The 15,511-nt window shown below is 62.4% G+C and carries 8 protein-coding genes and 1 pseudogene; 2 read left to right on the top strand and 7 right to left on the bottom strand.

What is annotated here, in order from left to right:
- Positions 1-5: 5 nt before the first annotated feature.
- Entirely contained in the window at positions 6-707 is a 702-nt protein-coding gene (gene queC, locus ShzoTeo12_RS19410) for a 7-cyano-7-deazaguanine synthase QueC (RefSeq protein WP_318913702.1), read from the top strand.
- 15 nt (positions 708-722) lie between these two features.
- Positions 723-1,286, top strand: coding sequence for a VUT family protein (locus ShzoTeo12_RS19405; protein ID WP_318913701.1), 564 nt, complete (start codon positions 723-725; stop codon positions 1,284-1,286).
- Between the two features lie 196 nt (positions 1,287-1,482).
- Here the strand turns inward: ShzoTeo12_RS19405 and dpdD are convergent, their stop codons facing one another.
- From dpdD to dpdF, 7 genes and pseudogenes are all read right to left on the bottom strand, one after another.
- Positions 1,483-3,756 (bottom strand): protein DpdD, encoded by a 2,274-nt coding sequence (dpdD, locus tag ShzoTeo12_RS19400; RefSeq protein WP_318913699.1) that lies wholly within the window; start codon positions 3,754-3,756, stop codon positions 1,483-1,485.
- On the bottom strand, positions 3,753-4,292 hold the full coding sequence (gene dpdK, locus ShzoTeo12_RS19395) for a phospholipase D-like domain-containing protein DpdK (RefSeq protein WP_318913698.1): 540 nt from the start codon (positions 4,290-4,292) through the stop codon (positions 3,753-3,755). The genes dpdD and dpdK overlap by 4 nt, the downstream gene beginning before the upstream one ends.
- Positions 4,289-8,842: a protein DpdJ gene (gene dpdJ, locus ShzoTeo12_RS19390; RefSeq protein WP_318913696.1), complete on the bottom strand. Its 4,554-nt coding sequence runs from the start codon at positions 8,840-8,842 to the stop codon at positions 4,289-4,291. The genes dpdK and dpdJ overlap by 4 nt, the downstream gene beginning before the upstream one ends.
- Positions 8,829-9,563 carry a hypothetical protein gene (locus ShzoTeo12_RS19385; protein ID WP_318913695.1) on the bottom strand — a complete coding sequence of 245 codons (735 nt, stop codon included), beginning with the start codon at positions 9,561-9,563 and terminating at the stop codon, positions 8,829-8,831. Before ShzoTeo12_RS19385 ends, dpdJ begins: the two co-directional genes overlap by 14 nt.
- Entirely contained in the window at positions 9,560-12,670 is a 3,111-nt protein-coding gene (gene dpdH / locus ShzoTeo12_RS19380; protein ID WP_318914325.1) for a protein DpdH, read from the bottom strand. The genes ShzoTeo12_RS19385 and dpdH overlap by 4 nt, the downstream gene beginning before the upstream one ends.
- Positions 12,670-13,572: a protein DpdG gene (gene dpdG, locus ShzoTeo12_RS19375; protein ID WP_318913694.1), complete on the bottom strand. Its 903-nt coding sequence runs from the start codon at positions 13,570-13,572 to the stop codon at positions 12,670-12,672. Before dpdG ends, dpdH begins: the two co-directional genes overlap by 1 nt.
- Positions 13,569-15,509, bottom strand: a pseudogene (gene dpdF / locus ShzoTeo12_RS19370) (protein DpdF); the annotation flags it as partial. The gene dpdG and the pseudogene dpdF, both read right to left, overlap by 4 nt.
- Between the last annotated feature and the right edge of the window lie 2 nt (positions 15,510-15,511).

Here is a 15,511-nt window from a genome sequence, read left to right as displayed (position 1 = left end):
GACCGATGACATCGACAGCGCTGGTTTTGTTTTCCGGAGGTCAGGATTCGTCGACCTGCCTTGCTTGGGCCCTAGATCGATATGAACGGGTGGAGACGGTGGGCTTCGACTACGGCCAGCGTCATCGGATCGAACTCGACTGCCGGAAAGCCCTTCGCCTGGAACTCGCGGCCATGAACCCGGACTGGGCAGGGCGCCTAGGTGAGGACCATACGATTTCGTTGGCCTCGCTCGGCGAAATCTCCGACACTGCGTTGACCAGCGAAATCGCCATCGAAATGGAAGATACCGGGCTACCGAACACCTTCGTGCCGGGCCGGAACATCATCTTTCTGACCTTCGCGGCCGCGCTTGCCTACCGCCGGGGATTGAAACACATCGTCGGCGGCATGTGCGAGACGGATTATTCCGGCTATCCAGATTGCCGCGACGATACGATCAAGGCGTTGCAGGTCGCTCTCAATCTCGGCATGGAAAAGCGCTTCGTGCTCGATACCCCCCTGATGTGGCTTGACAAGGCGGATACCTGGAGTCTGGCGGACCGTCTCGGAGGTCCTCGCCTTGTCGCGACCATCGTCAAGGAAAGCCACACCTGCTACCTCGGAGAACGGGGTGATCTCCACGACTGGGGATATGGCTGCGGTACATGTCCGGCCTGCGAATTGCGGGCGAATGGCTATGAGCGATTTGTTGCAGAACAGGTTTGAAGCGAGGGCGATCATATGAACACGACAAACAGACAGCGTATCGAAGGCGCACTTTTCCTGGCGGGTTTCATGGCCTGCATCCCGCTGGCAAACTACATGATCGGCCACATTGGAACGGCATGCGTTCCGAACGGCCCGTGCATCATTCCGGTCGGTCCCGGATTGACAGCTCCAAGCGGTGTTCTGCTGGTAGGGCTCGCACTGGTGTTGCGGGATCTCGTGCAGCGCCGGCTCGGCATCGTTTGGGCGATCGGCGCGATCGCCGTCGGCGCGGCTTTGTCCACCACGTTCACGGCCTCTGCCCTTGCTTTCGCATCGGCCGCGGCCTTCCTTTCCTCGGAAATCGCTGACCTGCTCGTGTTTACTCCCCTGCAGAAGAAGGGCCTAGTCAAGGCCGCTCTGCTGAGCAGCGTGGCCGGCCTGGTCGTCGACAGCGTAATGTTCCTCTGGTTGGCTTTCGGGTCGCTTGAATTCCTCACAGGACAAGTTGTCGGCAAGGCGCTCATGGTGATTGCCGCCCTTCCCCTGCTTTTTTGGATTCGCAACCGGGATCGACGATTGGGACTTACGCCAGCATGACGGAATAAGTCAGAAAATCTTCTGGGAGCGTCCAGGATGCTGGTTATCCGCTCCGATGAAGTTAAGTTAGATCGCCAAGCAAGACGCCAGGTATCTGTCACAAGTCCTAATCAGTCGCAGGCTGCACTAAATATGAACCGTCGTAACAGCCACGAGGTTCACCCACTCCGGAGTTCGGAGATGGTGCTTTTCAGCTTCAGTTGAGCCGATCGAGGACTGCCCGTAGGATGCTAGCCGTGCCTTTACCCGGCGCCCAGATCGGCTCTTTACCGATCAGCGCATCCTTCACGCAGTAGAAGGCTTGATGGCTACTGCTCTTCCAGGCGAAAACGAACAGGTCTGCAGTCTTGGCGAGATTTGTCAGTTGAGTCGTCGCGACCAGGTCCGAATTCACGACGACTTTGCAACCGGGAAACAGCCTTTCAAGCGCGGTCTTCGCCCGGCTGCCCGCCGCTTCGGCCAGCGTGTAGATGCCGATTGTCTTGCCATCAAGGTTGGGCAGAGCAGCGGCGGCAATGTCATCCACGCCCTGCTCGCGCTGGAGGGTGCTGACCGCCTCGGCCCCGACGCCATAGTCTTTCGCCAGCGTGTGGACCGAAACTAGATCTGCCGACATCAGTCGATGGGCAAAACCGGCGGCCTGGCCAAGCACCTGCAGGAAAAGCCTCAGCCGGGCATCGCGGGCCTGATCTGACGGGCTGGGAAGGATCGCGAGCGCCTCAGCGACGTCGAGGCTCCACGGCAGATAGGCGTAGGAGCCGATCCTTTTCTGCACATCTTCAAGATCATTCATCAGCGACACGTACTCGGATGAAGACAATCCCTGCTCGATTAGCAGTGTCGTCAACTGTGCGAGTAGGTCGAGGTCCGATCGTGATAGCGTATCGCTCATCGCGATCAGCAGGAACAGCAACGACGCGATCGGCTTCGCCGCCGGTGACGCCTTCACATCGTCTGGGAAGAAGCTCGCGAAGAGCTGCGGAACGGCAGCGCGAGCGATCGCGCTGGCCTCGCCGTCGAGGCCGCCGATGATATTCGCGAACTGGTGGGCGAGTGAACTGCTTTCTCTTATCTCTGCCGCGTTCCAGTTGGTCGGAGCGGATTGCGCGTCGCGCTCAGCGGCGACGAGATTGCGCCCCGCCCGCAACTGCTCCGCCCACCGCAACCAGGGGCTTACCACGGCTGCGGGCACCAATTCGGCTCGCGCGTGTTCGCCATCGTCGGTCAGCGACTGCCTCAGGCTCTCGATTTTCGCCGCAACGGCGGGGGCCAAAGAATCGAGGAGCGCCGGATCGGAGCCTTCAATTAGCGCAAGGAAACGATCCTGAGCCTCGTCGGTTCCGATCGTGCCCACACAGGACACCAACCTGCTAATGGTCTTCCTGCTCGGCGGCAGCCGCATGTAAAATTCAAAAGCGCGGTCAATCTGCCCGTCGTCAAAAGCCTCGTCCGCCTCGTCCAAAGTCGTGGCAGATGAGGGCTTGGGTTCTGCGACAGGTCCCTGCTCGAACAACGCGGTGTCCGTTCCTGCAGGCAACAGGGCGAGCAGCGAAGCGACAAGCGCCGGGTCGGGGCTCGGTTGCAACTGCTCGAACAGCGAGAACGCCTTGACCACGCGTGGCGCACGAATGCCACGGCGCGACGTAAACAGTTTGGGATAAGGTGTTGCGACGTGAACGATGAAGGCTTCGCGCAGCGCGGCCGGATCACCACTGGCCTCCGCCTCGTCGACATAGGTGCGGTAAAGCGCCTCGATCAGGTCTGCGAGAATCTGCGGCGGAAGGGCAAGATCCGAGAGCGTCTTGATGAGCCAGTGATCGCGCGCGATCTGCGGCCAGAGCCCGAGGCCAGCGCTCAGCCGCACGTCGAGATATTTGAGGTTCTCCTCGTTGAGGCGTCCGGTCTGTTTCAACTCGGCGATCATTGCCTCAGCCTGCGTTTCGTCGCCGGCCAGCAGAGCGCGCTCGAAGTCGCCCCGGATCGCTCCGACCGGGCGGATCTGCGCGCGTGTCACTCGCGGCTTTCGCTCGAGAAGCCCGGCAAAATCACCTAAGCGACCGGCGATCACCCGCTTTGCTGCGGCATCGGGTCCGGTGAAGCGATAGACAGTCCCACCGAAGCGGTCGCGAAGCGCGGCCGCCATCGGATCCGGGGCATCGCTCGGCACTCGGTCGAAGCGGCTGAGCCACGTCGGCCCCAGCCACGCTTTGAGCTCGTCCCCGAGCTCAAATCCGCCGGCGACTCCTTGTGTGGTGGCATACCAGCCCGTCACCTCTCCGCCGCGCACGAACGGTAGAACCAACGGCGCGTTGGTCCTATCAGCGCCGAGATGGGCGAGCCATCGCCGAACCTGATCCGCCTGTTCGGCAGGGGCGGAGCCGCCGAGAAGTGACCTCCAGCTCAGCTCGTTTGGAGAGGCGAAGAAGTCCTCCAGCCATTCTTGCTCACTCTCGGGCAGATGCTCGATCATGTGGCCGCGCCCATATATGATTCAAAATTTATCCGCGCTTCGGCGAGCGTCTTCGGTGTGGTGTCGTAGACCACCATCTCGTCGTTCAATTCGAGGCCGTTGTAGGTGAGGTTCATCGACCCGGTGAGCAGGCCTCGTTTGAGTAGCACGCCCTTTATGTGAAGATGCTGCCGCCGGACGACGCACAACTTGTCGGTGAGACCGGACTCGTCGGCTGCCATCGTGAGCGCATCGATGAGCGGATCGTTGTGATCATCAAGACTCGTTGTAATGCCCAGCGCCGTGCCGCGCGCCATGACGTCGGTCAAAACCTCGACCAATCTGATCTCGCGGCTGCCCCACTCCGGATTGACCGAGCCGAAACCGCCTGCGCGGTTGTCAAATAGCACCACGTTGCTGATCCATGGGCTGACCAGCCAGGCGCGCTCTCCGCCTGGCGCAAGGAGTTCGCCGAGGAACATCATTTGCAGGAGTTCACGAATGAGATTCTGGCTCGTCACCGCGCTCTTGAAGATCCGTCGTGTTTCGAAGCTCATTGCAGCGCCTCCGCGACATCGAGATCTACATGGAAGGCGTTCTCCACCCGTCGCACCGCCTGTACGCGGGCAAACACCGACAAATAGGCGGACTGCACCGGATTGGTCGCCAGGAAGCTCAGAGCGTCCGCCAGCAAAGGTGAAGCCGCCATCGGGCACACCAACGTCGCCGCGCCTACGGCGGCGAGACGATCAAGGCAAAGGTCCTGCCAGCCGTCAGCCTCGAGATCGACGAGCGCAGCATCCTCTGCTAGATAGGTCCGCACCAGCAGCGGATCAGGCAGCGGCAGATCGGCAAATGGCGAATAAGGCCGAAGACCCGATTGCCTGATGTGCGCCCCGCGCGGCCAGAGCAGTCCGTAAATCACGCCGTATCGCCACTGATCCGGATTGACCGTCGGCGGATCGATGCCGGCCAGGGCAAGTGCCGCATCAATATCGTCGGAGCGCGCGAGCCGGTAGGCGAGCACGCGAGCATCCAACTCGATGCCAAGGCGCGCTTCCTCGGCGTCCCACAACCGCACAGCGAAGAGGAAGAAGGCATCGCTGTCTCTGCTCGATCCGGGCCGGAGGATGCGATTGGCGAGCGCGACGACGAACGCGTGAAAGGTGACGAATCCTTCCTCCGCAAGCGCGTGACGCAACGCGGTGAAACTCGCATGGCTTTCCACCGCGCCCGAGCTATTCCGGAACGCACACGTCGCGGTTAGCAGTGGATCGTCGTTGTCGCCCTCCACGACCGATGCAAGGAAGCGACCGAGTTGATAATCGCTGAGCGAGAAGTCATTGTCGCGCAGCGCCGCCGTCATCAGGGTGAAGAACCGCCGCGGGTCCTCAACGTATTGACGCTGCGCCTCCTCGATCTGCCCATTGCCGCCCGGCGTCATCTCACTGATCCAGATCTCGCCATCGGGCGTGCCGGCGAGCACGTCATCCTCTTCCCGAACTCCGGCCGTCACATCGAGGATCAGACCGTCGCCGTCGATCTGCGGACATAGGCTGGTAATGGCGCTGAGCGCAGCCGTGCCGACGGTCGAAGCGTATCGCTCGCGCAGCCATGGCTCCCAGCCCGCGTCGATCGGCGTCCATAGTATCTCAGCCAATTCAAACAGGCTGGCCACCACTTGCCGGTCGGCGAGGAAGCCGGCCAGATCCTGGCGCAGCTTGTCCTGCTGGTTGCCTTGAGCATTGGCATCATCGACGATCGCCGACTGAAACAGGATGTTGAGCGTCTGGTCGAGGCCGAGTTCGGCGTTCCCGACCGCCAACCGTTCGGCCGCTTCCCTCAACGAGACCCCACGCGCCATCGCTTCATTGCTGAGGGCTGCGAGCATAAGATGCGCCAACCACTCTCGCGCGAACGGGTTTTCTACCCGTTCGCTAAGCGGCCCGTTCAATGCCTGATGGTGGAAGCGCGCCGTGCGCATCGCCCGATATCGCGGGTCCGACTCCGCTCCGAGGTTCGACCACAAGGCCTCGGGGAACCGCAGGCGCATGCACATCGCATCGACAGCAAGACTGAACCCGAGGGCGACCGCTTCACCACCAACTTCGAAGTGGAACTCCTTGGGGAGTGATCCTCCGTCGCGAAAGCGAATGCCCGCGTCGCTCCCAAGCGCCATTCGGCGGACTTCGATCGGGCTCAGTCCTTCATGCGAGTAGAACCGCACGTCTTCGATCAACGATGTCCAGTGACTACCGCGCGGCGGATCGAGCACTAAGCCCTGATCGCGGGCGACAATCTGACTGCGCCAGCGAAGTCGGGCGTTGGACGTATCGACGACAGTAGCGGGCGGTGGCTGGACTTCGAGAACACGCGGCCGATAGACGGGGACCAGCCGAGCCGAACCGGCGACATTGATGCGCCAATCGCCGAGGCGGTCGAGACGGGCGAGCGGCTCGAGCGGCACAGTCTGCCCGCGGTTCTGGTTGAGGGCCGGGCATAACCAATGCCGCTCGAACGCATGGCTGATGCCGTATCGCCGCGACACGCGGCCGGGCGCGAACTCGCGCAGGGCCTGCGCGATCGGCATAGCAACCCGCTCGGGCGTTGCGCTGCCGGGTTGCGGCAAGACGATATCGACTTCAGGAAGGTTGAGGTCGCTGAACAGGTTGGCCGGCGCGAATTCAGGTAGAGGCGAGTTGAAGACCTGATGATCCTCGCCGGGCTCGCCCCAAGCGCGCCAGTTGCTCTCGAGCCGGCGAAGCGCAGTTGGCAGGACCTGCGTCATGAGCGGCCTGGGGTGATCCCAGAGCAAGGGCGTGACCGCGCTTTCATCGACCTTGAGCGCCGAGGCGAGATAGGACACATAGCGGTCGAGTTCGGCAGGGATGGTGAGGATGCGGCGGATCACGCCGGCGAGCGCTGTCTGCCGCGCCCGCTGATAGTTGTTGTCGGTGCTGCTCGATAGGTCCAGCCACACGCTTCCCGGTCGGGAGGGGCCTAGCATTTGGCTCAAATAGTCAAGCGTCGCATAGACCGCCTGAATGCGCATCACATAGCGGTTAGCGATCGGTAGCGTACGCAGCGGCAACTCGGGATCGAACAGCAGGTCATAGCCCTGGTAGGCGAGACGGTCCCGTCCATAGTCGGACAGCACCGCGACGGTCCAAGGCCGCATCAGGCGTGATCGGCCAGCGCGACCTTTGCGCTGGAGAAATTGCGCAACGTCGCGGGGTGCCTTGTGCTGGATGACCGCGCCGACGCGCGGATCGTTGAACCCAACTTCGAGCGAAGCGGTCGCGACAATAATGTCGAGATTGTTGCCGACCCCCGGATCCATCGACATCACGCGCCCGATCGCCTTGCGATCCTGCGGCTGGAGAGTGTGGCCGATCTCAACCACCGCCTCCCAATCCTGCCCATGCAGCTTGCGGTGCTCGACCGGCAGCGGACGACGCAGCGAAGCCAGACCACCGTCCGGCTTGTTCGCCAAGTCGGGTACACCGCTGCTCCGTCGACCCTCGGCATCGAGCATGGCGAAATACATGCGGTTTGTAACATCGATGTCGTCGGTGAACAGGAACACACGTTCGCCGATGATGCCCTGGCTCTTGCGTTCATCCGGCGCGTCGAGAAGCCGGGAAAGGAGCATCCCTGTCTGAATCGTCGTCGACAGCAGTGCGGTGCGCGACACGGGATCGCCGCGCAGCGCGAGCAAATACTCGGCACCTTCCGCGATCATGTCACTGTTGGAAGGGGCGATCTCGGCCGACGCCTGTTCGTACAGGCCGGTCAATTGCGCAAAGAAGCGCGCACCGTCCTTGAGCGTGGCGGACAAGCCCACAAAGCTGACGTGCCGCCGGAGGAGTCGCCGCCAGCGACGTAAGAGGAAGGCAACTTGAGCACCGGAACTACCTGCGTAGGTGTGGACTTCGTCCAGCAGCATCATCTCCACCGGTCGCTGCGCACGCTCGCCGATTCCAAACAGATGCCGGAAACGGTCGTCCCCCATGCGCTGGTTGAGCATCTCGGTGGTAGTGAACAGGATGTCGGGCGTCTCGGACTGCAACCGATCGCGGGTGAGAATGATCTCGTCGCTCTCGATGGCGGCGCAACATTCTAGGCATTCGAGCCGTTCACGCCCCGTGCGCCGGTCCGCGTCCCGCCACGCCATGTCGCCGTCACAACCCGGCGAGGGACAACGGAGATATTCGCAGACGAGACCGGCGGAGGTTTGTCGCCAGCCGCTGCGCGCCTCGTGGGCTTTTTCTGCGGACCGAGGCGTCGGACCGAAGAACGTGCCGATCAGGATCTTCCTGCGTCCGCGCGCCGCGAGCAACGCATCGAGCCGGCGCGACTGGCCATAGACCTCGGCGAACTGATCCTTGAGCAGTTCGTTGCGCGGATAAAGGGCGAGGACCTTGACCCACCGGTCGCCGACGGCATCACGTTGTATATGCGAGGCGATCCGCGACAGCGCGGGCAGATAGAAGGCCATGGTCTTGCCGCTACCGGTGCCGGCGCTGACAAGCGTGGCTGTCGATTGCGAGCCCTCAAAGCTCCCAAGGATCCGCGCAGCGGCCGCGACCTGAAAGCCTGCAAGCGCAAATCTTGGCCCATAGCTATCGACGAGCGCCGAGAGGGCAGCGCGCGCGGCCTGATCGGGCGTTGCTGACGCAATCGTCTCGAGCGCAGTCGCTGCGTCGATTTCTCGCCGCGGGTATCGGCGTCGGCGCCAAATGAAGCGGAAGTCGGCAACGAGGGTCGGCGCGGCCTGCCAGCCGATGGGTCCGCGATGTTGCGGAAAGAGTTGGCGCAACCGGAACAGTAGACGCACGCCTTCCGCCATCCGCGACCGATATCGCGAGCCCGATACCTCACCGACGTCGAACAGGAGGGCACGATCGATCAGCGCGACGATGACGTGACCTGCATCCGCGAAAGAAACCCCCGCGCCCAATCGCGGATCGTCGAGCAGTGCATCGATAATGCCGTGCAATTCGCCCGCTGAGACGTGGCCATCGACCAGGCCCCATGTCAGGAGCCGGGCTTCACGTTGCTCGATCTCATCGAGCGCGGCGAGCAGCAGAGCTTCATCGGCTTCCATCGGCATTCCCCGGCACGATACGGTAATTGTCGAACGCATCATTGTCGTTGAGCCATTTGAGGACCGCTTCGGTCAGCAGGTCGAGCTTCGCTCCCCCGCTCTGGATGGCCTCGAGGAAGCGCTTCACGTCGACCGGCACGTCGAAGTCGAACTCCTTCGCCGTCTCGGTAAGTCGTGCCGCCAGTGCCTTCACGCGTCCGATCGCTGCCTCGTCCGCTGGGAGCTTGTCGAACTCGGCTCGGAACGTCTGGTGGAGTTGTTCATAGGTCTTGAACGCGGCATTATTCGCCGGCGTGAAGGCAATGCGGCCTTTCACCAATGCTGGCGCCTCGCCGGTGAACACGGTTTGCCGATATCCCTTCCAGGCACGCACGACGGAGTCGGAGACGTCCGTGGAGGCCGTCTTTATCTCCTTGAGCAGATTGGCCCAACCAGTGCCCTTTTTGAGCGCGGCTGCCTTTCGCTCCGCCGTAAAGCGTTCGAGTAGTGTCGCGGCCCGTTTGCGTGCCGTCTTGAGCGAGGGTGGTTCGGGCGTTTCGATTCCCGAACCGAGCAGCAGCGCACGATGGTCAAGGGCGCGGCTGAGTTCGGCCGCGAGCGGCGCGAGGTCCGAGCGCAGGTCCTCGAGCAGCCCTGTTTCCTCGACATTCGCACCAAGCAGATCGAGCGCAACCAGTCGTTCGCGAAGCGCCTTGGTGCGAGCAGGAAGCGAAGTGCTCATTCGGCGGCCTCCGCTGCCACGGGCGACTTTCCACTCGCGCCTTCGAGCAGGCTCGTGATCTCCGCCGCAACGGAGTTGGGATCCGATTGGCCCCGAACCGCCTCCTGCTGAGTGACGCGCGGCTGAGCTTGCGACACGATCTCGTTGGCGAGGGTCAGGAAGGACATGGTCCTCTGGATCAATCCGAGATCGAGCGACCCAAGCGCGTTGAGCAACTTAGGGATTTGCTCACGATCCGCTTCGTCTACGATCGTCGCCGTCTTTTCAACCAAGTCTACGAAGCGGCTGGTCTGAAACTCCGTTAGGCGCATTTCGAACTCGCTGAGCTTGATCGTGACATTAGCGGGCCAGCAGTTGGTCTTCTGCAGCAGCGGGATGATCTCGCGCAAGTCGGCAACGAAAGCGCCCTTGTCGAAGCTCTCATCTACATAATCAGTGATCTCGCTGCGGAAGGCACGAAGCTTGGCTATGACCGACTGGAGCTTTCCCCAGATGCGCGCGTCGGTCATGGTCGGGATGAAGGTCCGCGCCTCGTCCGGCAACCCGTCCGGAAGCGGCCCCGCCGGCAAATCCCAGGCAAGCGCGTCGAGCAGCCGGGGGCTGTCGACCGCGAAGGGCTTGCTTCCGGTGCCTTGGAAGCTGGCGCTGCGATCGAGCAGTAGCTGCTGCAGGATCGTGCGCGTGCTCCGGCCGTTGACCGACCCCGTCGCCTGGGCGCGAAGCTGATCCCAGCCTTCTTCAAACGCTTGCGTCTCCACCTGCGGCGGCGGCGAGAAGAGGCCGCGCAGAAGCGGCTCGGCGCTAGCCGGCCGAACCGGAGGGGAAAGGCCGACGATGCGCGATTGATTAAGTAGGGCTCGGCCGATCACCGCGGTCTGCGCATTTGCTTCCGCAACGAGCGTTGGGACCAACTGCGCGACCAAACGATCGATGATCGCGGCGCTCGCGACATAGTCAGTATCTGCCTCGGGATAATCCCAGCGATGACCGTTGAAGCCGAACCGCAGTGCACCGAGAAAGCCTTCGCGCAGCGCACCTTCCGGGTCGTCATGGCTATCGCAAACGACAAGGATGCGACCGCCGACCGGATTGTTGCGCGACCCGGCGATAGCTAGCCAAGTAGCCTTGATCTCCTGATCCGGAATGCGAAGTGCCGGCCAATTGATTGCACCCTTCAGCATCACCGCCAAGGCGCTTCGAAGCTCACGCGCGTCAGCCTGAACCAACTCGGTACCAGACGCCCAAGCATCCAACTTCTTCGACCAGGCCGCGACACGCGGATCGTGATCGGCTCGCGCTGGAGGAGGCGCGGAGGGCGGAGTTTCTTCGAGGGTCGAGCCTGCCGGCAAGGTTGGTGGAGTGGGTGTCGGTACGTACGCCACGTTGGCGAGTTCGGCTGGCGTCGGTAGCGAGAAGGTCGAGAAGATCGCCGGCGGCACATGGGCAAGCGCGGCCTGATCCGCCGCATTGCCGGCCCATACCGCCAGCGCCGAACCCAAGCGCCGCTTGACTTGCTCGGGCTGGCTTACCTGCCGGACCAGACCGGCGAGATAGGCGTTCGGGCGCAGCCCGTGGAATTCGGGCGGCGGGAAGCTCCCGCTGACAAACGTGCCTCGCATCAGCATGGGGCGGCGGAGGATCTCGTTGATTACACGGCGTGGGTTGAAGACGAGCCGATTTGCCTCCGTTAGATGCTGGTGGACGAGTTGCTCGATCGCCAGACGGTTGAACGGAAATAGCGCGTGGCCGCGCGCAGAAAAGCCGAAAGCGGTCAGCGCCTCGGCTTCCTCGTCGCTCTGCTCCTCATCCTGCCAGGCTGGCAACCAGCCGGTGAGAGCATCGTCGGCGCCGCGACGGTCAAAGCGTTTGCGCAGGCCGTCTTCGCCCCAGCGGGCCGCATTCAGATAGGCGCCGACCATCTCGGTCACGGCGCGCTTGATCTCATCATCGCTCTGCTCGCGGTGGCCGACCACCCAGACGCGTTGCGCGCGCGTCAGGATCGTGTCACGCGAGGCGAGATATCCGTCTGTGAGCGCGAGCGCCGTGCGCATGGTGGCGCGCACCTTCTTGCCGTCATGGGTGCCTTCCTGCACACAGACTTTGAGAAGCACATCCTGAATGCCCGACAGCGCGGCGAAATCCTCCACGAGCAGCACCAGGTCCATGTCGTCCTTGAGCAGGATCTCACGGATCCCCAGGATAATGTCCTGTAGGGTGATGCCACCGGTGCTCTGCTCGAGCTGAAAAACATTGCCAATAGCAGTATCGACGATCGTGTTGAGAATGTCCGCCGCGGCTTGCCGGCGGCGCACGTCCTGGACGGCAAGCTGAGTCTGATAATAGGTCTTTACCGGCAGGGCCGCTTCGTTAAGATCGATCGCATCGGGAAGAAGCAGGTCTTCGGCGAAGAATTGCGATTGGGTTTCGTCTCCCTCCGCACCGTCTTCCCGTCCCCGCAGCGCGCGCGCGACGACTCGCGCAAGGACGACCTCATCGAAATGGTCCTTGAGCGCGGCGTCCCCAAACAGCTTCGGCAGCATTTGGGCATGACCGATCAGCGGCCTCAACTCCACCGCGCGGTCCTTATGTTCGCGCGCCTCCAGCAACAGCGTCTCCGCCCGGCCTGCCAGCGCGTTCTCGATCTGCGCGCGGAACAGTACTACGGCCTTTCGCTTGTCGATCTCCGCAAATGCACGCGCGAGTTCCGATCGTGATCTCTCGAAGCGAGGATCGCCATCCAACGGCTCGAGGATGAGTTCGACAACGCGTCGGAGGCTTGCACTCTTGGGAATACGGATGATGTGGAGGCGATCGCGCTTGGGCGAGCGCTGGAGTTGCGCGTCGAGCCAGCGGATGATGTGCGACTTGCCGACGCCGGAAGGTCCGGTGATCGGAAACAGCATATATCCACCCGGCACGTCGTCGGAAAGAAAGGCATCGAGCAGTTCCTGCTCGCTTGCCGGAGACTCGATATTCGTACCGGCATTGCGCGTGGTGAGCGGAGTCGGCTGATGAACTGCCAGCAGAACCGACACGTCCGCGGTCTCAGCTTCGTTCTTGATGCACGCGTTGACCTCGTCGGCCCCAGGCCAATATCTCTCGAGCATCAACGCGCCTTTCCTGATTGCGCCAGGGCTACATGCGAGACGTCCCGCCAGGTGCGCGCATTGCTGCCGGTGAGCGATACGACGCCTTCGGTATCACTTCGGTTTGAGAGCGTGATGAATCCCTCACGATCGAGTCGCTGGATAGCCCGCGACATGGAAGAGGATACGAGGCCAGCACGTAGTCTGGGCCAGGCGCTCTCCTTTAACGCACCCTCGACCTGCACCCGGTAGGCGCCTCCGTCGAGGACCGGCAGCACCGCGCCAGCCCGCTCCACAAAGGCAGGAGCGGACAATTCTCGGTTCGAACCGAAGATCTCGGGAAGCGCCTCGCGCAGCGCCTGCGTTGGATCGACGACCCACTGCATGCCGTCGCGGGCGAATCCCAGATAGAGCATCCAGGTTTTGAGGCCGTTCCAGCGCGTATTGTTCTGGGCGATCTTCTGCGTGCCGCTGTCGATCAGCTGCCGCCCCTCTAGTTCAGCCAAACGGTCGGAATTGACGTCGAGCGTATAAACGTCCTGGGTGAGCATCCAAGCCACGCCGCGCGACAGGTCCGCGCTCTTGGCTCCCTCGCTCTCCCAGAAACGCGCATTGTTTGCGGAGTGCAACGCCACCGTGCGTGCCACTTTCGGAAGGCGGGCTTCCGCTTCGTCGGCGTTCTTGCCGAGCGCGGAGCGGTACGGCTCGGCGATGATAACGGACCCGTTTTCCTCGCCGAACAAGCCAAGTTCGGTCCAGCGGTTCAACGTTTTCGTCAATTGGCTGGTATCGCACGCGTCGGTGGCGCCGCCACAAGCAAGGATTAAATCTTCGCGGCTCTTTGGACCAAAGCGAACGAGCGCGCGAACCAGCACGATCAGCACATTGAATAGCCCGTCGCTTGCTTGGTTGAGGAGACTCACAGGCGCGCTCCAAGGTTGAATTGGTCGACCGCTAGCACATTGGAACCGGTGTCGGCAATGCGGCGCACGAAGTTCCATGGGTCCGGCGTCGAGGCCGATGCTATAATGACATGCAGCGGTCGCTTCATGATGAATAAATCTTTCGGCAGCGTCGTGCCAGTCGTGTCCGTCCAGAGTGTCACCCGGGGAAGCTCGTAGGACGAGGGACGCAGCATTTCTTCCTCGAGCGTCTGCAACAACAGCACATGATCCTCGCCGTGCTTGTGCAGGACTGACAGCGCCGGATTGCGCCGGCGAAACGACGCGGAGGTCGCGATCTCACGCACGCCGAACATCGCAACGAAATTTCGGAGCAGGCCGACGATCTCAGCTTCGTCGACCAGGTCCTCGAGGGGCAGGATAATCGGCTGGTTCAAGTCGAGATGCGGGAAACGATCAGAAAAGAGGCTGAGGTCGAACTGGCCGACCTGCTCGATCCCGTAGGCGGGAGGCGCCGGATACTCCGTGTTAGCCGTCCCCTCGCGTCGATGCGTCGGGCATCCCCCACACGCGCGTGACACAATTACCGAACGCCCCGGGGCGTTACTGCGGTAGAGACGATCCAGCAGCAGCGAAACCTCGGTCGAACCGCTGAGCAGCTTGTCGAGCAGCACGCGGTTCTCGGTCGCTGCATCGAACGAGCGCTGCCGCTCCTGACCGATCAGCGCTTCGAAGCGTTCGCGGCTGAGGTGGCCGAACTCCGACATGCCAACGACGGTGCGCTGAAAATATTTGGACCAATGCTCATCGCTGCGGAGCTCAAAGGCGGTTTCGCTCTCGTCCTCCTGCTGCGCAATACGGGACGGCGGCTGCGATTCCAGTTCCAGCATGCCAGCGCGAGCCATCATGATCAAAGTGCGCATGTTCCAAGACTCGTTATAGTCTGACTGCCTCCGCAGCCGCGGAGGAACGACCGCCAGGTCCACCTCGAGCAGCTGCCCTATGGTATCGAGTTGCGCGCTTTGACCATACATGGTCGACCACCGCTCGAACGCGAGAGCGTCGCTGATCAAAGAAGGCGAGGCGATCTGGTGGGCCGTCTCCTGGTCCTCGCGCGAGTAGATCAGGAACGACGCCGAGGGACACCCATCGCGTCCGCCGCGCCCCACTTCCTGGTAGAAGCGATCGAGTGTCTCGGGCACGGCGGCATGAATGACCGTGCGCACATCGCGTTTGTCGATACCGACCCCAAAGGCCGAGGTGGCGACGATTCCATCGAGCCCGCCCTCAGACCACTGGTCGATGATGCGCAGACGATCGGCATGCGGCGTCTCGCCGTGAAAGCAATCGATACGCGCATAACCTTCGCTCCGCAACAACCGCATCCATCGTTTCGCATCACTGCGCTTCGTCACATAAAGGATGAACGGGCGCGGCGCGTGCCGCAGGAGTTCGAGAACCTTACGGTCCTTGTCTTCGGGATCATCCTCGCGGTGCACCCAGTATTGCGGCTCTGGCCGAAGATGGACGGAGGCGACCATCTGGACAGTGCGCGCGGGCCCGAACAGCGCGTCGATTGTTTCCACCGTGTCAGGCGCCAGGGTCGCGGACATCAGAAGCGTCCTGAACCGCCGGCCCTCGGGGCATGCGTCAAGCAGACCGCGGCGAACGCCCGCCAGCATTTGAAAGGCGGGGCGGAAGCCATCACCCCATTGGCTCACCAAATGGGCCTCATCGACGATAAGATACGAGATCAGCCCGGCGCGCGCCGCATCGTAAAGTGAGGGCAGCAGCGCGCTCGTCACCGCCTCGGGTGAACAATAGAGAATGCCTTGGCGACCCTCGCGGATGGCGGACTTGATCGCGGCGCGCTCCTCCGTGCGGAGGCCGGCATGCCAGGCAAGCGCGGGCACTTCGCGTCGTGGGTAGCGGCGTTTAAGCATGTCTCGCATCTGCCGCG

Origin of the sequence: Shinella zoogloeoides (assembly GCF_033705735.1) — a bacterium.
Lineage (GTDB): Bacteria > Pseudomonadota > Alphaproteobacteria > Rhizobiales > Rhizobiaceae > Shinella > Shinella zoogloeoides_A.
Note: the sequence above shows the minus strand (reverse complement) of the source record. Positions and strands in the feature narration are given on the sequence as shown.